This is a genomic window from Mucilaginibacter rigui (genome assembly GCF_014773275.1).
GTDB lineage: Bacteria > Bacteroidota > Bacteroidia > Sphingobacteriales > Sphingobacteriaceae > Mucilaginibacter > Mucilaginibacter rigui_A.
In genome coordinates this window covers 1-20,048 of sequence record NZ_JACWMW010000006.1, presented here as the reverse complement: position 1 = coordinate 20,048, position 20,048 = coordinate 1, and the positions used below count along the sequence as shown (strand labels likewise).

Sequence of the window (20,048 nt, the reverse complement as noted above, 5' to 3'; positions counted from 1 at the left end):
AGTCTTGTATCTTGGCTCTTACATCTAAATAAAGCATGACTTTCGAAGAGTTTTTTAATAAGAAGCGGATAGACCTGGTTGCCTTAAGGGCAGCAGAGCCGGGCCTGTTTGCCGAATTTGAAAAACACTTTACCCAGATGGGCGAAAAAAGCTTCGACCATACCAAAAAATACTGGTTTAATAAGCTAAGGTTGCAGTACCACCTGGCACCCGCCCTTAAGCCCGAGAAAATACATCAGGAAAACCAGCTTGCCGAGCAAACTATTGTTGAAACTTTAACCGATAGCACCGCGGCACCATCTACAGGTTTTAAACCAAAGTTTAAACCGGGGATAGTAAGTAAGCCTGCAGAACCTGTTGCCGGGCAAAATGATGCCCCGGCTATTGAACAACCCGCCACGCCGCAAACCGGGGCGTCGGCAGAGGTTACTGCACCAAAACCCGGCTTTAAGCCACGTTTTAATGCGAAGATGGTAACGCCAAAACCTGCGGAAGCGGCTGAATCAAAATCAGAGCAGGAACCTGCTGCCGAAACAACTCCATCAGAAGGTTCAGCACCGAAACCCGGCTTTAAGCCACGTTTCAACATGAAAATGGCTGCGCCAAAACCTGCGGAAACAGAAGATGCGAAACCTGAAACCGAGCCTGCTGCAGAACCGGCACAATCAGAAACTGTAGCGCCAAAACCAGGGTTTAAGCCGCGTTTCAACATGAAAACGATGGCAGCAAAACCAACTGAGGCTGCGGAAGAAAAAGTGGAACTAACTGCTACAGGAGATAAGCCGGCAGCTATGGCAGAAACACCGGCACCTGCAGAAAAAACCACAGCGCCAAAACCCGGCTTTAAGCCACGTTTCAACATGAAGGCTATGGTGCCAAAACCGGCTGAAGCCCCTGAAGGGGAAAAGGTAGTACCTGAGCAAGCCGCTGCTGAAGATAAACCGGCTGATGTGATAGAACCAACGCCACCTGCAGAAACACCGGCTGCGCCGAAAGTTGGCTTTAAGCCAAGGTTTAATGCCAAAACAACCAAACCACAACAACCCGAAGAATAATATTTAAGATAAATTGATATGGACGCCGAAGAATTATTGAACGAAAGAACCGGGGGGAAAGAACAACCAAAAAAGGATAGTCCGCTGGTTAGTTTAGAGCGCGACCTGAAATTCTTTAACGAGTCTATCCGCGAGGTTGCAGTAGAGATCATGGTAGAAGGCTTGTCGTTACACCCGATATTCATCGCTCACCAGCACGAAATTAAACTGGGCGAACTGATCCTGGACAGGATAGAGCTGAATACCGAATGGAGCATCCATGCATCAACTATTGAAGAGTTTGTAGAGCGCGGCATCATCAAAACCGAACTGAAAGAACGCTTCTTATCTACCTATAAAAACCCTAACGATTTTATGTGCCTGTTTGTGGTTGTACCCGAGGGCGCAAATTTTGTGTATTACCCGTACGCAAAGGGGTAGTAATTTGCTGGCCAATCTTCAAAATAAAAGCATCGGTTCTGTAACGGTTCTCATCCGGTTGCGTCATGCTTTTATACAATCCCTATAGCTTAATTATGAAACTTAAAGTCTGCCTTATTATTGCTCTGTGTTTTACGGTGTTGTGCATCCGTCCGGTATCGGCACAAACAAATGATGCCACTCAAAACAAGTATTATTTTTTTAAGGTATGGGGCTTTTTAAAATATAACCATCCTGCTATTGCTTCCGGCAAAATGGATGCCGACAGCATTTTTCTGAGCAATTTACCGGCGGTAGATGCAGCAAAAAGTAATGCTGAATTTAACGTGGCAATTTCAAACATGCTTCAGCAATTGGGAACAGTCAAAAAGCTACCGGCACCCATAAAGCAACCAACCGAGAAAGTCCTTACAAAAAATATAGATCAAAGCTGGTTTACAAAGGATAAGTATTTGTCAAAGGCCATCGGTCAAAAACTGCAGTTTATCTATCAGAACCGCTTTGCCGGTACATTGCCATATTATTACACCGAGAAGAGTTACGGTACCGATATCCCTCACGAAAAACCTTATGTTTTTGCGGATAGTGTGAACATCCCTTACGCTTATCGTATGCTTACGCTTGCCAAAATGGCTGCAACTATTGATTATCTGTATCCGCATAAATACTTAATGGATAGTAATTGGGGTAAAGATGTGAAAGAGTTTATCCCCTTATTTGTTAATGCCAGCACACGTATTGAACACGAAAGATTGCTGCTTAACCTGAGTGCCCTTATTAGCGATACCCATTCATTCCGCTTTTATAAGCAGATGAAGAACGCTAAAAAGATACTGCAAACCAACTTTTTTCCGCCGTTCGACTTTAAGTTGCTGAGCGATAAACAAATACTGGTTACCAAAGTATTGTTACCGGAGTTGTGCCAAAAAGCAGATATACAAGCTGGCGATATTATCACAGGTTTTGGCAAATATACCATAGAGCAGCGGGTAAATGAATTGGCAGGACTGATATCGGCATCAAACCGCAGTACTTTATTGCATAACTTAAGTATTTATAAAAATAACCTGCTTTTTGTTACCGATAGCCTGAAAAGCCGAATTACCTATCAGCGTAATGGCGTATCAAAATCTGCAATATTGCAGTGGGCGGGGCAGAACGAACTACCAATTATTATAGACTATCTTAAAAAGAAAATGAAGCCCGATTACGAGGGTTCTGAAACAGATTACGTAAGCCCGGATATTGTAAGGTTTAAAATCGGAGAGATAATAAGGTATAACAACAGTTTACCGGAAGCAAGATTTACCGAGGCCATGGATTCTGTTTTTAATATTGCTGCCAAAAGCAAAGGGATCATTTTTGATATGCGCGGTTATCCGCAGTGGGGCGGCTTTTTAAATTTTGTTTATCAGAAATTCGGCCAGGATAGTAAGTTCTTTGCACATTATTACAAACAAGATTTTGATGATTTCGGAAGATATGTTTTATCAACAGATTCATCAACCTATCGCAGGCCGGGCATGTACCCCGGGCATCATCTATACAAAGGTAAAGTGGTAATAATTGTTGATGGCGAAACATTAAGCCTATCCGAGTTTCAAACCATGTACCTGCAAAGTATATTCCCTGATGCCATAACCATTGGCGAAACATCGGCTGGTGCAGATGGCGACGAGAAGATGATGACGCTGCCAGGCGGATACGAGTTCAACTTTACAGGCAATGCCATTTTTTATCCTGATGGCACACATGCGCAGCGCAAAGGTGTTAAGATTGATAAGGTGGTACATCCACTGGCGGCCGATCTTTTAAATGATAAGGATACCATGCTGCAGGCGGCTATTGATATGATAAATAGCAAAAATTAAAACCGGTAATTATCATTAATGCTATATTTGGTGTATAAATATCCCTGATGCCATGCCTGATAAAAAGATCCTGATATTAAACCAGCAGCAAATACAGCAAAAGATTGATCGTATTGCTTACCAGATATTGGAGGATAATTTTGACGAGAAGGAGATCCTGATAGCTGGCATCCTGCCACGTGGCAACCATGTAGCCGAAAGGTTAAAGACCATCTTAGATAAAATTGCACCGTTCACCAGCCGCTTATTAACCATTGAGCTTGATAAGCAAAGCAGCCAGCTGCACGCCAAAATAGATTTTGATGTGCAGGATTGCAGCAACAAAGTAATTGTTTTGGTAGACGATGTGCTGAACAGCGGCAAAACCCTTGCCTACGGTTTCGGTGTGTTTTTGGATGTGCCTTTGAAAAAACTGCGCACCGTTGTACTGATAGACCGCAACCACAAGAACTTCCCGGTAACTACAGATTATGCCGGTATAGCCCTGTCAACCGTTATTAAAGAACACGTTGACGTTGTGCTGGATGTAGCCGGGCAGGAAGACGCGGTTTATTTGAGATAGAATTGATTATTAAATTAACCCCATGTCATTGCGAGCGTAGCGTGGCAATCTCATAGGACAGGTAAACGATTTGCTAATAAATGGATAGATTAAAATCTACCAGTATTACGTTTACATAATTACGAATGATTTTAACAACGTACTTTATACTGGCGTTACCAGTAATTTAGCAGGTCGTGTACTTAAGCACAAAGAAACAACAAATAAAGTTTTCTCAGCAAGGTACCACAATGTGGCAAACTTGTTTATTACGAAGACTTTCAATGGATGCAAGATGCCATAGCACGCGAAAAACAAATCAAAGCGGGATCAAGAAAAAAGAAGATAGAGTTAATTGTTTTTGAAAATCCTGAATGGAATGATTTAAGCCTTGGCTGGTATGATTAGCATCTTGCGCTTGGATATGCTGAGATTATTAATAAATTTAATTTTACTTCAAGGCATTAATGAGCTCCCTACGGTCGGTTGCCCACGCTATCGCTCGCAATGACATATTAATTATGATGTATACCCAATAGCTATTTAAACGTCTTTAACTCATTTTCAATATCACTTAAGTATACCTTGTCCGGCTCCTCGCAATATGGATCGTTACGATGATAGCCTGTTTTGGTGAACAGTGAATATGCTTTGGTGAAGCTGTTAAAAGCGTTTTTACGTTGCCCCAGCTTTTTATAGCATAAGCCTAAATAGTAATAGGTATCTGCCAGTTTTTCATATTTTTTGGTTTCGCGGTCCAGGTCGGTAATTGCTCCTTTGTAATCTTTAACCATCATACGGGTTACACCCAGATGCAGGTAATCAAATAAACCCACACCATTCTTTTTTTCGTTATCGGTAATACACTCTTTAAAATAAGCTAAAGCTGTGCTATAATTCCCCATTTGCCGTTGGTTAAGGGCCATTACAATACGCAGATCGTAATCCCCATCGCCCGAGTAGCCCGGCTGGCCTTTGTTAATATCGTATAGTCGTTTTAGGTCGTTAAAAGAATTTTTGTAATCATGCAGGAACTTAAATAAACACCAGCCGCGGTCGCTCAGCCATATAGGGTCGGCTTTTACGGCGCGATCCATCAGTTGTTTCCAGTTGTAAAAATCGCCACGCTTTAAATACGGCACCGACATTTCATGCAGCGAAGGCCCGAAAGTTGGGCATGCTTGTAAAGACTGCTGAAACAATTCCTGCGATTTGTTTGATCCCTGATTATATTCTATGGCCTTCCAGTAAAGTTGGCAAGCGGTTTTATGCGCCCGGTCTTTATACAGGTCGCAATTGGTTTGCGCCTTTACGATGGAGGGTAAACAGCAGAGAAATATCAGGATCAGGCACCTCATGGCGTTATCTCCTTTATCCTGCCGTTAAGCATCTTAAAATTAATGTAGTAATAGGTGTTAACCGGTTTGCCATTAAAGCTACCCGCCACCCATTTATCTAACGATTTGCAAAGCGTAGTTAAATGTGTTATAAAGCCTGCATCAAAGTTTGTTTTTTGATAATTGTCATCAAGCTGAAATACCCGGAAGCGGTCTGTTTGTGCTTTGCAGCTTACCAGGAAACGTATGGTTACGTAGCCTGTAATATTTTTATAAGCGGGTTTGTACCTGTAGTGTGTTAGCAGGTACGACTTAAGAGCTTTTGCACCTCCCTTATAAGTAGTGCCCGGGCCGTAGTATTCGTAAGTCCAGCCATTATCGCAAAGCTCGAAATTGGCTTTATCTGTTTTTGGGTTGAATACAATTTCGCCAACTTGTTCGGGGTAGCTATTTGCTTTGGTAATATCCTGCGCTTTTAAAAAATTGCCCAGAAGCAGCATGACAAATAATAGGCTCCCGGCAAATTTCATATGGCTTATTGTTGGAGGTTAAGCAGCCGAAGGATGTTCTCTGGCGTAAGGTCCACAAAGCTTTCGGCAGTTACTGATGCCTGGCTGTAAAAGGGCTCACGTTCAGCAAGTTTGTTTTCTATAAATGCAACCAGTTCATCCCCTTTTTTCCCTTGCAAAACCGGGCGGGGCGTTTTGGCATGCTCTAAGCGGGATGCCAATGCTTTAGGCGTAAGTTTCATATAAACGGATTGGCCATGCGCGTTCATCCAATCCATATTATCAAAAAAACATGGCAGCCCGCCGCCTGTAGATACAATCGCGTTTTCGGGATAAGCTGTGTCTTTTAATATACTCGATTCCAGCTTGCGAAATTCATCCTCGCCATGGGCTGCGAAATACTCGGGGATAGGCATACCGGCGTGTGCTTCTAAGGCGTGGTCAAGATCTAAAAATTCGTAACCTAAGGCAGTAGCTAATTTGCGGCCCATGGTGGTTTTGCCGCAGCCCATAAATCCAACTAAAAATATCAGGCCCATTATTGTTTGCTCAGGTAGTTTTTAACAAGGTCATCATACTTTGGCATGTTGTGAAAATGCCATTTGTTTACCACGGTTCCGTTCTTTAACAGTATAATACCCGGGTTTGAACGCACCATGGTTTTAAGCGGTACGCCATCGGCATAAAACAGCTCGCTTACCAGTTTATGGTCTTTAGCGAATTGCTGCGCCTGATCGGGCGCGTTTGATGTTAAAAATATGGTGCGTGTATTATAGTTTTGAGTAAGGTTAATGGCCAGCGCATTAATACGGTTAACGGCATCTTCATTAGTATGTGCAAGATCGTAAGCGACAATAACCAAACTGTAAAACGGGCTGCTTAGCAGTTCTTCGTTATAATTATTGCCTTGTGCATCCTGTATATTCAGGTCGCGTATTTTGGGTTCGAAACCTTTTTTAATAAGTCTGCTTTCGGGGTTGCCTTGCACTTCCCAACTGGTATCTTTCCATATGCCCGATTTTAGGTATTCCTTATCGGTCATGTTTTTGGTTGCCTTTGTTTTTTTGTTTTTAAGGTTGTAGGTAACCTCAAATTCATCCGGTACAGCGCCCGGCGGGGTTTTCATCTCCTGTAGGATGTTTGCGCCAATTTTATACGGAAGAAAATCAACCACGGGTAAAAAGTTGTAAGTATAAAGACCGAAACCTACAGAGGCAACAGTTGCACTTATAAGCAGCTTATCGCCGGTTTTAGTGTTAGATAACGATTTAATGCTTTTGCGGTTTACAAACAGCACCAGTACAAGCAGTAACAGCACCATGTCTTTACTAAACGACTGCCACGGTGTAAGCGGGATGGCATCACCAAAACAGCCGCAGGTTTGTACCACCTTAAAGAAAGCTGAGTAAAAGGTAAGAAACGCAAAAAAGATAATGAGCAGCAATAAGCCCCAAACCACTTTTACAGCACGGGCGCCTATAAGCAGGGCAAAGCCCAGTATCATTTCTAATGCGCAAAGTATAATAGCCATGCTTAAAGCAAAGCCATTTAGCCAGGTCATGTGGAAAACCTCAAAGTATTCTTCCAGTTTATAAGAGAAACCAAGCGGGTCGTTTGCTTTTATCAGTCCCGAAAAAATGAACAATAAGCCAACGGCTATCCTGCAAAACCAAACTAAACCGTTTTTCATTATTTTACTCCCAATTTTATCAGCGCGAACACCGCATAATTCAGCATATCCTGGTAGTTGGCTTTTACCCCTTCGGATGCCAGGGTTTGGCCTTTGTTATCTTCTATTTGCTTAACCCTAAGCAACTTCATCAGTATAAGGTCTGTTAACGAGCTGATACGCATATCGCGCCAGGCCTCGCCATAATCGTGGTTTTTGGCAAACATCAGTTCTTTGGTTTCGTTAACCTTGCCATCAAATAACATTTCTACATCGTCGGGATTTAGCTCGGTAGGGGTTTCGGGGCTGCAATCCAGCTGCATCATGGCAATAACGCAATAGTTTACAATGCCTATATATTCGCCGGTAATATCTTCACCAACCTTTGATACCTGTTTTTCCTCAAGCGTACGGATACGCTGGGCCTTGATAAAGATCTGGTCGGTGATAGATTCTATGCGTAGTATACGCCACGCTGTACCATAATCGCGGGTTTTTTTTATGAAAAGCCCTTTGCAAACATTTATTACCGCTTCGTATTCTTCTGCTGTGTTGCTCAAGATGTATAATATTATAATGTTGTAAAGTTGTAATGTTATAATGCGGTTGCGGGGCGAGTGATTACCCTATTGCTCCTTTGAGAAAGGTGTCGCATAAATGTATCTGAGATTTGCATAAAGTTGACTTAACTTTACAACTTTCAAACCTTTCAACGTTTCAACAAAACAAAGTGGCTAAAGATACATTTTTTCAGAAAAAGGTAACCATAAATGCCGGTGGTAAATTGATAGATCTGACCACCCCAAAAGTGATGGGCATCATCAATATCACGCCGGATTCGTTTTATGTTGTTAGTAGGGTGACAGAAGTCGAACAGGTACGTTTGAAGGCCGAAAAAATGCTAATTGAGGGCGCTATTTTCCTCGATTTGGGCGCCTATTCCTCGCGCCCGGGCGCTGCGGATATCTCTGAACAGGAAGAAACCGACCGGCTGCTACCGGCAGTTGAAGCAATTGTTGCTAACCACCCGGAGGCCATTATTTCTATCGATACCTTCCGCGCCGCAGTTGCTGAAGCGGCTGTAAAAGCAGGTGCGCATATCATAAATGATATCTCGGGCGGCGAGTTGGATGAGAATATGTTTACCACGGTTGCCCGTTTACAAGTGCCCTATATTTTAATGCACATGAAAGGCAACCCACAAACGATGCAGCAACTGGCTCATTATGAGGATGTATTTGCCGAAGTGTTTGATTATTTTGTACAGAAGATCTATCAGCTAAAGCAAATGGGCGTGCATGATATCATACTTGACCCTGGTTTCGGCTTTGCCAAAAAGCCCGGGCATAGCTATGCGCTAATGAATAGGATGGACGAGTTCGACCGGCTGCAATTACCCGTATTGGCCGGCATCTCACGCAAAAAAATGATCTATGGTTTATTAGGTACAACCGCCGACCAAGCCCTTAATGGCACTACCGCGCTAAACACCATTGCTCTGATGAAAGGCGCGAATATTTTGCGTGTGCATGATGTAAAAGAGGCTATAGAAGCGGTTAAGATATACGAAGCTTTAAAACGGGTGGAGGCACTATAATAAATAATCGTCGCCCGGGTGGATCCGGGGACGATTAGGATTGCAATGTTGTTACTTTACCCTAACGTATTGATATGTAGGGCCGTCAGCAGCTGAAGTGCCAACAACAATGGTGTCGAGTTTGAAACTGAACGCATCTGTATAAGCCGGATCGGTCAGAGTAATGGTACCGTATCTTGCACCTTTTTCTTCGCCAATAAAACGGATAGAGAATTTACCCTGCTTTTCAATGGCATTGTCAGCGTACTTAATGTAAGTGCTGTCGGGCTTAAAGGTGAATTTGTTACCATTACCTTTGGTAAAGATTTGGGGCTGGCCCCAACCACCATGCACGGCCCTTAATTCCCAGGTGCCAAAAACCACGCCCCGGTCATCAATAATAACTTTTTTCCTATCTTTTTTACAAGATGCAAGGCAGGCTACTATAGCCACAAACAGTAATGCTTTTTTCATTTCGATTAATTTAATAAAGCTATTACGGCTATGCGTGTATGTATGATACAAAAGGGGGGATTAAGCTTTTGTTAAGTTATTGTGAACTAATTTATTATCAGTTCCGTCATCTTCAAAATAGAATCTACATACTCGCGGTTATTGGCCAGGCGGGGTACCTTATGCTGTCCGCCAATTTTGCCTTTGCCTTTCATCCAGTTAAAGAACGTGTTTTGGGCAACAACCCTAACCTGCGGGCGGCGGAGCGCCAGATCTTTAAAACGTTTGGCGTCGTAATCGGAGTTTACCCGGCGCAAGGTTTCATCCAGCAGGTCAACAAAACGGTCAAATTCTGCCGGGTGTTTTTCAAATTCTATCAGCCATTCATGCGCACCGCACTCTTTATCGCTAAAATAAATTGGAGCGGCGGTATAATCACGGATAATGGCGCCTGTTTGAGAACAAGCCTCGGCCAGTGCACGTTCTGCATTGTCAATGATTAATTCTTCGCCAAAGGCATTAATAAAATGTTTGGTACGGCCCGTTATCTGGATGCGGAAAGGTGACAGCGAACTAAAGCGAATGGTATCGCCTATCATATAACGCCAAAGGCCTGCGTTTGTGGTGATAATTAACGCGTAGTTTTTGTTCAGTTCTACCTCGTCAAGCGTCAGCGTTTCGGGGTTTTCATCGTGCAGGTGCTCTAAGGGTAAAAATTCGTAAAAGATGCCATAGTCGAGCATTAACAGCATATCGCCGGGCTCTTCTGTATCCTGGATCCCAAAAAAACCTTCGGATGCGTTGTAGGTTTCCAGGTAATACATGTCATCGTTCGGGATCAGCTTTTTAAACTGCTCACGATAGGGGGTAAAGTTTACCGCTCCGTGGAAGTAAAGCTCGAGGTTTGGCCATACTTCCAGCAGGTTTTTTTTGCCAGTTATTTCCAGGATGCGTTTAAAGAGCAGGATGTTCCAGGTGGGTACACCGCTAATGCTGGTTACGTTTACATCCTTGGTGGCATAGGCCATCTTCTCAATTTTTTCTTCAAAGTTTTCCAGCAGGGCAATATCCAGATGAGGGGTACGATAAAACTCGGCCCAAAGGGGCAGGTTTTTCATGATCACGGCAGACAGGTCACCAAAAAAGGTATCCGCATTCAACTGCCCAACCTGGTGACTGCCGCCAAGCGTTAAGCTCTTACCCGTAAAAATGCGTGCGTTTGGCCTGTTGTTAAAGTAGAGCGTAAGCATATCCTTACCGCCTTTAAAGTGGCATTCCTCTAAAGATTCTTCGCTAACTGGTATAAACTTACTCCTGTCGCTGGTGGTGCCGGATGATTTGGCAAACCAGCGGATCTCTGAAGGCCACAACACATTTTGCTCGCCTTTCAGCATGCGCTCGATGTAGGGTTTTAACGTATCATAATTTTGGATAGGTACCCGCTCTTTAAACTGGGCAAGGTTCTCGATGCTTTTGTAACCGTATAATTTGCCCCATTCGGTATTTTCAGCGCCGGCAACCAATTGCTCAAACCATTCCTCCTGTACCTCGTTGGGGTATTTCATAAAAAGCTCTATCTGGTGGATACGCTTTTTCATAAACCAGGTAAATACAGAGTTAAATATGGTCATACGTTAGGCTTATAGTTATTTCTGATGGTTTATAGTGTTCACGTTCACTGCCGTGAACACTGTTAATATTTTGAACGTATTGATTATCAAATATATAATTATTGCGGGAATGTTTTTCTTTTCAATACAAAGTTGGCTCCAAGGTAAACCTTACGTACCATTTCGTTCTCGGCCAGCACCTCGGGTACGCCCGATTCCAGGATCTTACCTTCAAAAAGCAGGTAAGCGCGATCGGTAATAGATAAGGTTTCCTGCACATTGTGGTCAGTAATGAGGATGCCAATGTTACGGTGCCTTAATTTGGCAACCATCGCCTGGATCTCCTCAACCGCAATCGGGTCAACCCCGGCAAAGGGTTCATCCAACAGAATAAAATTAGGTTCGGCAGCAAGGGCGCGTGCAATCTCGGTGCGGCGGCGTTCACCACCGGATAGCAGGTCGCCACGATTACGGCGTACTTTGTGTAAACTAAACTCGTCTATCAGTTCTTCCAGTTTATCCTGTTGCTTATCCTTGGGCATCTTACCCATTTCAAGTACAGCCTTTATATTGTCTTCTACAGAAAGCTTCCGGAAAACCGATGCTTCCTGCGCCAGGTAGCCGATGCCCTTTTGAGCGCGGCGGTACATCGGGTCGCCGGTTATATCCTCGTCCTCTAAAAATATTTTGCCCTCGTTGGGTTTTATCAAGCCCACAATCATGTAGAAGGATGTGGTTTTACCGGCACCATTCGGCCCAAGCAAGCCCACAATTTCGCCCTGCGCCACATTGAACGTTACATCATTTACAACTGTACGCTGCTTATATTTTTTTACTAAATTTTCTGCCCTGAGGATCATAGTTTATAATTGTATGGTCGGAGATTGCTTCGTTCCTCGCAATGACGCTCGGGGGAACGATTTACTATTCACTAATCACCATTCTCCAATCTAATTGCTTTTATATTTAATTGTATGGTACGCTGTTCGCGCCATATGTTCTCTTCAATGGTATAACAAACGTTAAATGGTACGCCCGGTTTTAATTGTGGCAATAGTTCGGCCTGGTTAAAGGCTATGCAACTAAACGCTGCCGAGCCCGGTTGCATTATAAACATTTTAACATGGTTGCCACCCACCAAACCGGCATTACCGCTAACATACACATTTTTGCTGAGGAATACCGGCGACATGTTCTCAGGCCCAAAAGGGGCAAACTGGCTCAATATCCTGAAAAATTTAGAGTCGATATCCTTTAATTCTATCTCGGCATCAATACTCACCTGTTGTATCAGTTGCTCTTCGGTAATAGTGGCGCTAACCACCTCTTCAAATTTTTGGATAAAGGCGGGTACATTTTCCGGTTCCATAGTTAAACCGGCGGCGTATTTATGTCCGCCAAATTGTATCAGCAGATCGCTGCAGCCACATAGCGCCTCGTAAAGATCGTACCCCAAAACAGAACGTGCCGAACCTGCCACATGCCCGTTTGAGCGGGTTAGCACTACGGTTGGGCGATAATATTTTTCGGTAAGGCGCGATGCTACAATGCCGATAACCCCTTTGTGCCAATTTTCATTAAACACCACGGTTGATTTACGGGCTACCAACACCTCGTCGTTATCTATCATGCCCAAAGCCTCATCGGTAATTTGCAGGTCGTGGCCTTTGCGTTCGGTATTGCGAATGTTGATCATGTCGCCTTTTTCTTTGGCAGCATCTTCATGGCAGGCTATTAAAAGTTCAACAGCGTGTTTGGCATCATCAATACGGCCGGCAGCGTTAATACGCGGCCCTAATGAAAATACGACATCGCTTATGGTATAAGTACCTGTCCTTCCGGCAACTTGCATAAGGGTTTTAACACCTATACACGGGTTTTCATTTATCTTTTGAAGCCCAAGATGTGCCAGCACGCGGTTTTCGCCGGTGATATGTACAATATCGCAGGCTATGCTGATGGCTGCCAGATCAAAGTATTCTGCTACGCCTTCAAAGGGCAGGTCGTGTTTTTCTGACCAGGCCTGGATTAGCTTTAAACCAATTCCACAGCCCGAAAGTTCTTTATAGGGATAAGCGCAATCGGTACGTTTGGGATCGAGTACTGCTATAGCTGCAGGTAATTCTTCTCCGGGCAAATGGTGGTCGCAGATGATAAAGTCGACACCCAAAGTATTAGCGTATGCTATCTTATCGACTGATTTTATACCGCAATCCAGCGAAATAATAAGCGAGAAGTTATTTTCCTTCGCGTAATCAATACCTATAGTGGAGATTCCGTATCCCTCTTTGTACCTGTCGGGGATATAATATTCAATATTTTTATAAAGCTTGTTGAAAAAGCTATAAACCAGTGCTACCGCCGTGGTGCCGTCCACATCATAATCACCATAAATCAATATCTTTTCATGGTTGGCAATGGCATTTTCAATACGCGTAATGGCTTTCTCCATATCCTGCATCAGGAAAGGATCGTGCAGGTGCAGGTGACTTGGGCGAAAGAAGTATTTAGCTTCATCAAAGGTATTAATGCCCCGGCGAACCAGTAGGGTTGATAAAACGGAATTGATGTTAAGAGCCGCAGCCAGTTCCTGTACCTTTACTGTATCTGCCGCATCTTTTAGTACCCACCGTTTAGTCATAAATAGTTTTTCGCTTAAAAAGAGTAAAGATAGCTAATGGTTGATAAAACGCAGAGGCAAGGTTTAAATTTTAATAGAATGGCCTATATGAAAAATAAATTAGGAAGCTATTTAAGTAACCAGTATGTTTGTATTACATACTAATTAGTATTTAAAAGCATGTCTAAAGCTGCCAATACACGTACCATGATCCTGACCAAGTCCTTCGAGCTTATTTACAAGCAGGGATACCAGGCTACGAGTATTGATAACATTTTGGCCACAACACAGGTTACCAAGGGCGCGTTTTTTTATCACTTTAAAAATAAAGACGAGATGGGGTTGGCCATGATCAACGAAATCATCTTCCCCGGTATGTATGCCAGTTTGGTAACGCCCCTGTTGAATGCAAAAAGCCCCATTAATGATATACACGAAATGATGCGGGTAGTATTATTGAAGGTGCCATTCCTGAGGGCAAAATATGGTTGCCCCGCGGTAAATTTAATAGAAGAGATGTCGCCTCTGAACGAGGATTTTAAACATGCTCTTTTAAAACTTACCGACCAGTGGCAGGACGCGATAAAAAAAAGCGTTAACCAGGGTAAAATTTCCGGAGAGATCAGGGCCGATGTAAATGCAGAATACGTGGCTTGTTTTGTGGTTGCCGGCTATAGCGGTATTCGTAATATGGGTAAGGCTATGGGCTCAGCTTGCTATAATATTTACCTGCAGGAGCTTAAAAATTACTTAAAGCAATTAGGCTGATATATTTTTTGTATTTTAACATACTAATTGGTATGTTTTAATATATTTGTAGCTTAATATTTTATAATGATGTTAAACACGCTGGTATTTTTTCATTCGATAGTTAGATGGGCGGTGCTGGGTACATTGCTTTATTCCATTTATCGATCTTATACAGGGTATGCCCAAAAACTAACTTTTACAAAAAGCGATAATTCCTTACGGCACTGGACAGCAACAACCGCGCATATCCAGTTAATGCTGGGCATTGTACTGTACACGCAAAGCCCCAATGCAAGGTTCTCCCTTCAGGCAACCGGCGATAATGGCCAGTTAACCCAACCCTTCTTTTTTGGTGTGCTGCATTTGCTGCTGATGGTATCGGCTATTGTTATCATTACCATCGGTTCTGCAATGGCCAAACGCAAAGCAATTGATAGCGATAAATTCAAAACCATGCTGGTCTGGTTCGTCGTTGCGCTGCTGGTGATACTTATTGCTATCCCGTGGCCGTTTTCGCCGTTGGCGCAACGCCCTTATTTACGATCTTTTTAATTTTTACTTTATGAAACAACTACTTTCCACAAACATTGGCCGCCTGCGCATTATTGGTTTTTTAGAAGGGATCTCGTTATTGGTATTGATCTTTATAGCTGTGCCTTTTAAGTATATCGGGCATGATCCAACCATGGTAAAAGCCATGGGGCCGGTACATGGCGCATTGTTCCTGTTGTTTATTGTGAATACAGTAAGCGTAGGGGTAGAGCAAAAGTGGCAGTTCAAAACTACATCGAAAGTACTACTGGCCTGCATCATCCCTTTCGGCACTTTTTATATCGACCGGAAAATACTGAGAAACACGGCGGCAGTTTGATTGAGCTGACGTTGAACTTATTTTCCTTTCAACGCCTGGTATTTACCACCATTTGCAGGGTCGGCCAGCGAGAGGATGTTCATAGCTGCTATTTTATCCTGCGGAGAGGCATTGCTGAAGATGGAAACCAACTCATTATTCTTTGCCGTAAAAAACGCCAGCGGGAAGTACGATCCTAATCGTTTACGGTCCACCTGGTTCAGTACCGGCAGTATGCTGCTGATGTATTTGCGGCCTTTGGCAGGATTGTCGGCCATAATATCGAGCCCGTTGCGGTGATAGTTGTATATAAACTCGCGCAGGTTATTGTAGATCTTATTGTTCAGGTTCTCTACAAGCCAATAACGGTTAAGGTTGTTATCAAAGGCTTTCCAGCCTTTAAAAGAGGTGGTTTGCGCGTTTATAGAGATGGTTTGTGCGTTCAGGAAATATTGCGTGCCGCCATACTTAGAGAATGAATCATAATCCATCCCTACAATAATATAAGCGTAAAACGCCATTACCGAACTTAGATTACTCTGAAAATTCTGATCGCTGTAGTCGATGGTTTGGCCTTCGCTGTAGGTAAAATCAAAGTCCTTATCGTTAATATTAAGCAGGGTAGTACTGTAAGTAGAGTTATACACCGGGCGTGACGACTGAACCTGCAGTTCGCCGCTAAAGTTACTGCTGCCATCCCATGCGGTAATGTTGAGTACAAAGTTGCAATCTATACGTTCGTTGGGGGCAATATCGTCAGCGCTCCATTTGCGGCCGTTCAAAAAATCCTTCATGGCTGTTTCCAACGTTTGCAGGGCGCGCTTGTTGGTTACCTGTATTTTGGGCGCTACCACTTTTACACGTGCATTTAAATCCTGTGCCTGTGTGGCTATGCAGGTAAAAAATAACACGGCAAAGGTTAGGTATCTCTTCATTTTTTTAGCAGTTCAATAACCCTAAGGCAAATATCACGCGCCACCTCAGTTTTGTTCTTTAATTCAAAGGTGGTTTTATGTAAGTTACGGTCAATCAAAGTTACCTTATTGGTATCGTTTTTAAAACCGGCGCCGGCATCGTTTAACGAATTTAACACAATTAGATCAAGGTTTTTCTTTTTAAGCTTATCAATCGCGTATTGTTCTTCGTTTTCGGTTTCTAAAGCAAAACCAACCAGTAGCTGCCCTGTGCGTTTTTGCTGGCCAAGGGTCTTTAATATATCGGTGGTTTTCTTCAACTCGATACTCAGGCCATCCACATGCTTCTTTATTTTTTGAGATGCTACAGTAACCGGCGTATAATCGGCTACGGCAGCACACATCACGCAGGCATCGGCTTTATCAAAATTGGCCAGGCAGGCGTTCAGCATATCTGCAGCGCTTACCACATCAATTCGTTTTATGCTTTTAAATATACTTCGTTGCGCGGTTGGCCCGGCAATTAAAGTAACATCAGCCCCAAGCGAAGAAAGTTCATCAGCCAAAGCGAAGCCCATTTTGCCCGAGGAATGGTTACCAATAAAACGCACCGGGTCAATAGCCTCATAGGTAGGGCCTGCAGTAACCAGCATGTTCTGGCCAAATAAGGGTAGCTTCTTTTTAATATCATTGGTCAAAAAGGCCACTATTTCTTCCGGCTCAGCCATTCGGCCTTCGCCATGCAAACCACTGGCCAGCTCACCATTCCCCGGAGGGATCAAAATGTTTTCGAAAGATTGCAGGGCGGCGATGTTATGCTGCGTGGTTTCGTGCTTCCACATATCCAGGTCCATAGCCGGTGCAAAATATACCGGGCATTTTGCCGATAGGTACACAGCAGTAAGCAGGTTATCAACCAATCCTCCAGCCATTTTAGCCATGGTGTTGGCGCTTGCCGGCGCAATAATTACGGCATCGGCCCAAAGGCCAAGCTCAACGTGGTTGTTCCATTCGCCGGTTTCGGGTTTAAAATACTCGGAGTATACAGGTCTTTTTGATAGTGTAGAAAGGGTGAGCGGAGTAATAAAATTGGTAGCATCGGGTGTCATCACCACCTGTACATCTGCACCGGCCTTAACTAATAAACGTACCAATGTGGCAGATTTATACGCTGCTATACTTCCGCAAACACCTAAAATTATCTTTTTATTCTCCAGCATCGTGTTAAAGTAAAAAATAAAAAGTCAAAATTCAAAAGCGGATAACACCAGACTTTTGAATTTTGACTTTAATATTTTGAATTAAGCGCAGCGCTTACAGTTCCCTTGCTTCTTTAGCCGGGTTGCGGTAATAGATCTTGTTATCTAAAAATTCCTGTACAGCTACCAAAGTAGGTTTAGGTAATTTTTCGTAGTATTTAGATATCTCAATCTGCTCGCGGTTTTCAAAAACCTCTTCCAGGTTATCATTTGCTGATGCAAATTCAGAAAGTTTTTGGTGCAGCTCTTCTTTTATATTGTTTGATATCTGGTTTGCCCTTTTTGACATAATTACCAACGACTCATATATATTGTCGGTTTTCACATCCAGTTCACGCAGGTCACGGGTAACTGTGCTGCTGGCTACAGCTGGCTTGTTAGTTGGGTTGTTAACGTTCATGTCTTTATCTATTATTAATTATGGTATTTTCTGATTATTCCTGTCTTTAATTGACGGTGGTTGTGCTGTATTGGTTGTGTCCTTTTTAGCAAGTTTTTGGGCAAGTTTCATGTTTGCGCTGGCTTCAGCCAATACTTTATTTGCGCGTTCAATTCCCTGTTGGCTGCTCTTTTTATAATCGTTTGCCTCTTTCAGGAATTTGCTTTGCGGGTACTTCTCTATAAACTCATCGGCAAAACTTATGGCTTGTCCAAAACGTTCAGGTTGCTTACGTTCGTAGCTTATTTTAGCAAACTCGTATTGTGCCTGTATCGTTAAAAGTTCTATTTCTTCAGCGTACTTAGTGTCCGGGTAATCGCGCAGGGTGTTGCCAAATGCAATAACTGCCGATTGGTAATCGCCTATTGTTAAATACAGTTTTGAATCGGCGTATGATTTTTGTTCCAGTTTATCACGCAGGTTCTGTATCAGTTTGCTTGCCTCAGTAACACGGTCGCTCTTAGGGTAAAGGTTAATAAACAACTGTAATGATTCTATCGCCTTAGTGGTGTTCTCCTGATCTAACGAGTAAATAGGCGAATCAAGGTAAAAGCAGTAAGCAGCAATAAAGCGGCATTCCTCAGCTCTTGGGCTCGATGGGTAAGTATCAGCAAAAGTTTTAAAGTGAAACCTTGCCGACGTATAATCCTTAAGCCTGTAGTTGGTATAAGCATAGTAATAAAAAAGATCCTGCGCTTCATCGCGGCCACGGTAACGCGGCACCAGGTCTTCAAACAAACCCAAAGCTTTGGTATAGTCCTTTTTATTATAGTACTTAACAGCCTCCTGGTATTTTTTAGCGTTATCGTTACTCGCTTTTAGCTTATCGTATTTGCTTTTACAACTGCCAAGCGTAATAATTAGCATAAACATTACGCCCGAAAATATGAGTAGTTGTTTTTTAAACATTTTGCAAAGATAGTTGAATATTATAAATCAGTCAATTATTTATTTAGTGGACGAATATATGATGCCGATTCCGCATTATATATATAGTGTGTACGTATTTAACATCTTTTAACGTTGTTGGCTGCCGGGTAGTGTGGTGCTTGTATAATATAGTTATGCTTGCTGTTTATATATTATATGTATACGCATAACCGTCCATTTATTTATGCCGTTGCTTTTATACACAACAGTCATTATTATATAGTATAAGTAGATAGTGTTATCTGGATAGTTTGGAGGAGCGGGGTGCATATATTCATATATAGTATATAAGGTGGAGTTTTATAAGGTTAGCTGCTAAAAGTGCGCCTTATGTTATTATAGTATATATAGGCGTTGCCTTCGCCCAGACTTTCCGCTTAATGCCGGTATCCGCTGCAATCCTTAATGCATTATAGATACTGGATAAACTTTAATAGATTTTCTGAGATACCTACCACCATAGCCCAAAACAAGCATAAGCCCGGCACACCAATCCAACACAAAAACCAATCAAAAAAACTTTCATATAATAAACCACTCAAATACGCTCTAAAGCCGTAATTCAAGCAGCTTGATCAAATTAAATGCGATTTTTTCACCCTCATTTACTGTGTGTTACAATTACACTATCAATAAAACAATCAAACCATTTGCGCAAGTAAAATTTGTACGTACCTTTGCAGCCCGCAAACGAAATAGCGGGGCGTTCTCTGAAAGTATAGCACAACATTTATTTGAAAATAAAGTTTGCAAAATCAACAAAGGTTACTACCTTTGCAGCCCGCAAAAGAGGAAACAAAATTGCGGTTGTACATTGAAAAGGCAGCTTTAAAATATAAAAAAATAAAGTTTGCAAAATCAACAAAGGTTACTACCTTTGCAGCCCGCTAAAGAGGAAACGAAATAGCGGTTGTTAATTGAAAAAGCGACTTGAAAAAATAAAAAAATAAAGTTTGCAAATTCAGAAAAGGTTTCTACCTTTGCAATCCCAAAACGAGGGAGAAAAAATCGGAAACGATTTCGAAAATAACGTTAACAAACTAAGAGCGATTCTTAGTTATGAAATTGAAGAGTTAAGCATTGTAAAATGCAATAACATATAGGAAGTCTGAGACAGACGACCGACACAGTTCTTAAAAGAGATAGAGAATAAATTATGCAGCGTAACAGCAGCGATCCTTCGGGAGAGCTGAATGTTAACAGCGAAGCTCAAACAGCATCAGGATAATGTAAGAGAATATTTTT

General features: G+C 42.6%; 22 protein-coding genes. 9 read left to right on the top strand and 13 right to left on the bottom strand.

Annotation, left to right across the window (positions count from 1 at the left end; all coding sequences use genetic code 11):
* The first annotated feature begins 35 nt into the window (after window positions 1–35).
* From IDJ75_RS19450 to IDJ75_RS21420, 5 genes are all read left to right on the top strand, one after another.
* Window positions 36–1,055: a hypothetical protein gene (locus tag IDJ75_RS19450; RefSeq protein ID WP_191177324.1), complete on the top strand. Its 1,020-nt coding sequence runs from the start codon at window positions 36–38 to the stop codon at window positions 1,053–1,055.
* Window positions 1,056–1,073: 18 nt separating this feature from the next.
* Entirely contained in the window at window positions 1,074–1,475 is a 402-nt protein-coding gene (locus IDJ75_RS19445; protein ID WP_191177323.1) for a hypothetical protein, read from the top strand.
* A 95-nt stretch (window positions 1,476–1,570) separates the two neighbouring features.
* Entirely contained in the window at window positions 1,571–3,346 is a 1,776-nt protein-coding gene (locus IDJ75_RS19440) for a S41 family peptidase (protein ID WP_191177322.1), read from the top strand.
* A 52-nt stretch (window positions 3,347–3,398) separates the two neighbouring features.
* Window positions 3,399–3,908: a phosphoribosyltransferase family protein gene (locus tag IDJ75_RS19435; RefSeq protein WP_191177321.1), complete on the top strand. Its 510-nt coding sequence runs from the start codon at window positions 3,399–3,401 to the stop codon at window positions 3,906–3,908.
* Between the two features lie 88 nt (window positions 3,909–3,996).
* Window positions 3,997–4,191: a GIY-YIG nuclease family protein gene (locus IDJ75_RS21420; protein WP_317173798.1), complete on the top strand. Its 195-nt coding sequence runs from the start codon at window positions 3,997–3,999 to the stop codon at window positions 4,189–4,191.
* A gap of 235 nt (window positions 4,192–4,426) precedes the next feature.
* On the opposite strand, the gene IDJ75_RS19425 is transcribed toward IDJ75_RS21420, so the two are convergent.
* The 5 genes from IDJ75_RS19425 to IDJ75_RS19405 are packed head-to-tail and all read right to left on the bottom strand — an operon-like array spanning window position 4,427 to window position 7,965.
* Window positions 4,427–5,245, bottom strand: a complete 819-nt coding sequence (locus IDJ75_RS19425; protein WP_191177320.1) for a tetratricopeptide repeat protein — start codon at window positions 5,243–5,245, stop codon at window positions 4,427–4,429.
* On the bottom strand, window positions 5,242–5,754 hold the full coding sequence (locus tag IDJ75_RS19420; RefSeq protein ID WP_191177319.1) for a hypothetical protein: 513 nt from the start codon (window positions 5,752–5,754) through the stop codon (window positions 5,242–5,244). Before IDJ75_RS19420 ends, IDJ75_RS19425 begins: the two co-directional genes overlap by 4 nt.
* 5 nt (window positions 5,755–5,759) lie before the next feature.
* Window positions 5,760–6,272 (bottom strand): shikimate kinase, encoded by a 513-nt coding sequence (locus IDJ75_RS19415; protein ID WP_191177318.1) that lies wholly within the window; start codon window positions 6,270–6,272, stop codon window positions 5,760–5,762.
* Window positions 6,272–7,423: a BT_3928 family protein gene (locus IDJ75_RS19410; protein ID WP_191177317.1), complete on the bottom strand. Its 1,152-nt coding sequence runs from the start codon at window positions 7,421–7,423 to the stop codon at window positions 6,272–6,274. Before IDJ75_RS19410 ends, IDJ75_RS19415 begins: the two co-directional genes overlap by 1 nt.
* Window positions 7,423–7,965, bottom strand: coding sequence for a DUF1599 domain-containing protein (locus tag IDJ75_RS19405; protein ID WP_191177418.1), 543 nt, complete (start codon window positions 7,963–7,965; stop codon window positions 7,423–7,425). The genes IDJ75_RS19410 and IDJ75_RS19405 overlap by 1 nt, the downstream gene beginning before the upstream one ends.
* Window positions 7,966–8,132: 167 nt before the next feature.
* On the opposite strand from IDJ75_RS19405, the gene folP reads away from it, so the two are divergent.
* On the top strand, window positions 8,133–8,999 hold the full coding sequence (gene folP / locus IDJ75_RS19400) for a dihydropteroate synthase (RefSeq protein ID WP_317173796.1): 867 nt from the start codon (window positions 8,133–8,135) through the stop codon (window positions 8,997–8,999).
* Between the two features lie 51 nt (window positions 9,000–9,050).
* Here folP and IDJ75_RS19395 read toward each other — a convergent pair whose 3' ends face one another.
* From IDJ75_RS19395 to recJ, 4 genes are all read right to left on the bottom strand, one after another.
* Window positions 9,051–9,452, bottom strand: coding sequence for a hypothetical protein (locus IDJ75_RS19395; RefSeq protein WP_191177316.1), 402 nt, complete (start codon window positions 9,450–9,452; stop codon window positions 9,051–9,053).
* A gap of 86 nt (window positions 9,453–9,538) precedes the next feature.
* Window positions 9,539–11,062 carry a GH3 auxin-responsive promoter family protein gene (locus IDJ75_RS19390; RefSeq protein ID WP_191177315.1) on the bottom strand — a complete coding sequence of 508 codons (1,524 nt, stop codon included), beginning with the start codon at window positions 11,060–11,062 and terminating at the stop codon, window positions 9,539–9,541.
* A gap of 98 nt (window positions 11,063–11,160) precedes the next feature.
* The gene (gene lptB / locus IDJ75_RS19385) at window positions 11,161–11,901 is read right to left on the bottom strand and encodes an LPS export ABC transporter ATP-binding protein (protein ID WP_191177314.1); all 741 of its coding nucleotides are present in this window, start codon (window positions 11,899–11,901) and stop codon (window positions 11,161–11,163) included.
* A gap of 71 nt (window positions 11,902–11,972) precedes the next feature.
* Window positions 11,973–13,682 (bottom strand): single-stranded-DNA-specific exonuclease RecJ, encoded by a 1,710-nt coding sequence (recJ, locus tag IDJ75_RS19380; RefSeq protein ID WP_191177313.1) that lies wholly within the window; start codon window positions 13,680–13,682, stop codon window positions 11,973–11,975.
* 159 nt (window positions 13,683–13,841) lie between these two features.
* Between recJ and IDJ75_RS19375 the strand changes: the two genes are divergently transcribed.
* The 3 genes from IDJ75_RS19375 (at window position 13,842) to IDJ75_RS19365 (ending at window position 15,282) form a co-directional block, all read left to right on the top strand.
* A complete protein-coding gene (locus IDJ75_RS19375) occupies window positions 13,842–14,429 on the top strand; it encodes a TetR/AcrR family transcriptional regulator (RefSeq protein WP_191177312.1) in 588 nt (195 codons plus the stop codon).
* Window positions 14,430–14,495: 66 nt separating this feature from the next.
* Complete coding sequence (locus IDJ75_RS19370; RefSeq protein WP_224746687.1) at window positions 14,496–14,963, top strand: hypothetical protein; 468 nt, start codon at window positions 14,496–14,498, stop codon at window positions 14,961–14,963.
* Between the two features lie 10 nt (window positions 14,964–14,973).
* Window positions 14,974–15,282 (top strand): DUF3817 domain-containing protein, encoded by a 309-nt coding sequence (locus tag IDJ75_RS19365; RefSeq protein ID WP_191177311.1) that lies wholly within the window; start codon window positions 14,974–14,976, stop codon window positions 15,280–15,282.
* A 17-nt stretch (window positions 15,283–15,299) separates the two neighbouring features.
* Here the strand turns inward: IDJ75_RS19365 and porD are convergent, their stop codons facing one another.
* From porD to IDJ75_RS19345, 4 genes are all read right to left on the bottom strand, one after another.
* The gene (porD, locus tag IDJ75_RS19360) at window positions 15,300–16,196 is read right to left on the bottom strand and encodes a type IX secretion system protein PorD (RefSeq protein WP_191177310.1); all 897 of its coding nucleotides are present in this window, start codon (window positions 16,194–16,196) and stop codon (window positions 15,300–15,302) included.
* The gene (coaBC, locus tag IDJ75_RS19355; RefSeq protein WP_191177309.1) at window positions 16,193–17,395 is read right to left on the bottom strand and encodes a bifunctional phosphopantothenoylcysteine decarboxylase/phosphopantothenate--cysteine ligase CoaBC; all 1,203 of its coding nucleotides are present in this window, start codon (window positions 17,393–17,395) and stop codon (window positions 16,193–16,195) included. The genes porD and coaBC overlap by 4 nt, the downstream gene beginning before the upstream one ends.
* Window positions 17,396–17,489: 94 nt before the next feature.
* Window positions 17,490–17,834: a DNA-directed RNA polymerase subunit omega gene (locus IDJ75_RS19350; RefSeq protein ID WP_067056089.1), complete on the bottom strand. Its 345-nt coding sequence runs from the start codon at window positions 17,832–17,834 to the stop codon at window positions 17,490–17,492.
* 18 nt (window positions 17,835–17,852) lie between these two features.
* Complete coding sequence (locus IDJ75_RS19345; RefSeq protein ID WP_191177308.1) at window positions 17,853–18,782, bottom strand: outer membrane protein assembly factor BamD; 930 nt, start codon at window positions 18,780–18,782, stop codon at window positions 17,853–17,855.
* Window positions 18,783–20,048: the final 1,266 nt, after the last annotated feature.

Excerpts from the sequence above, each read along its gene's own strand:
- recJ (WP_191177313.1), bottom strand. The coding sequence starts at position 13,682 with ATGACTAAACGGTGGGTACTAAAAGATGCGGCAGATACAGTAAAGGTA.
- coaBC (WP_191177309.1), bottom strand. The coding sequence starts at position 17,395 with ATGCTGGAGAATAAAAAGATAATTTTAGGTGTTTGCGGAAGTATAGCA.
- IDJ75_RS19445 (WP_191177323.1), top strand. The coding sequence starts at position 1,074 with ATGGACGCCGAAGAATTATTGAACGAAAGAACCGGGGGGAAAGAACAA.
- IDJ75_RS19390 (WP_191177315.1), bottom strand. The coding sequence starts at position 11,062 with ATGACCATATTTAACTCTGTATTTACCTGGTTTATGAAAAAGCGTATC.
- IDJ75_RS19395 (WP_191177316.1), bottom strand. The coding sequence starts at position 9,452 with ATGAAAAAAGCATTACTGTTTGTGGCTATAGTAGCCTGCCTTGCATCT.
- IDJ75_RS19435 (WP_191177321.1), top strand. The coding sequence starts at position 3,399 with ATGCCTGATAAAAAGATCCTGATATTAAACCAGCAGCAAATACAGCAA.
- IDJ75_RS19420 (WP_191177319.1), bottom strand. The coding sequence starts at position 5,754 with ATGAAATTTGCCGGGAGCCTATTATTTGTCATGCTGCTTCTGGGCAAT.
- IDJ75_RS19415 (WP_191177318.1), bottom strand. The coding sequence starts at position 6,272 with ATGGGCCTGATATTTTTAGTTGGATTTATGGGCTGCGGCAAAACCACC.
- IDJ75_RS19440 (WP_191177322.1), top strand. The coding sequence starts at position 1,571 with ATGAAACTTAAAGTCTGCCTTATTATTGCTCTGTGTTTTACGGTGTTG.
- lptB (WP_191177314.1), bottom strand. The coding sequence starts at position 11,901 with ATGATCCTCAGGGCAGAAAATTTAGTAAAAAAATATAAGCAGCGTACA.
- IDJ75_RS19345 (WP_191177308.1), bottom strand. The coding sequence starts at position 18,782 with ATGTTTAAAAAACAACTACTCATATTTTCGGGCGTAATGTTTATGCTA.
- IDJ75_RS19375 (WP_191177312.1), top strand. The coding sequence starts at position 13,842 with ATGTCTAAAGCTGCCAATACACGTACCATGATCCTGACCAAGTCCTTC.
- IDJ75_RS19410 (WP_191177317.1), bottom strand. The coding sequence starts at position 7,423 with ATGAAAAACGGTTTAGTTTGGTTTTGCAGGATAGCCGTTGGCTTATTG.
- porD (WP_191177310.1), bottom strand. The coding sequence starts at position 16,196 with ATGAAGAGATACCTAACCTTTGCCGTGTTATTTTTTACCTGCATAGCC.
- IDJ75_RS19450 (WP_191177324.1), top strand. The coding sequence starts at position 36 with ATGACTTTCGAAGAGTTTTTTAATAAGAAGCGGATAGACCTGGTTGCC.
- IDJ75_RS19370 (WP_224746687.1), top strand. The coding sequence starts at position 14,496 with ATGATGTTAAACACGCTGGTATTTTTTCATTCGATAGTTAGATGGGCG.
- IDJ75_RS19350 (WP_067056089.1), bottom strand. The coding sequence starts at position 17,834 with ATGAACGTTAACAACCCAACTAACAAGCCAGCTGTAGCCAGCAGCACA.
- IDJ75_RS19365 (WP_191177311.1), top strand. The coding sequence starts at position 14,974 with ATGAAACAACTACTTTCCACAAACATTGGCCGCCTGCGCATTATTGGT.
- IDJ75_RS19425 (WP_191177320.1), bottom strand. The coding sequence starts at position 5,245 with ATGAGGTGCCTGATCCTGATATTTCTCTGCTGTTTACCCTCCATCGTA.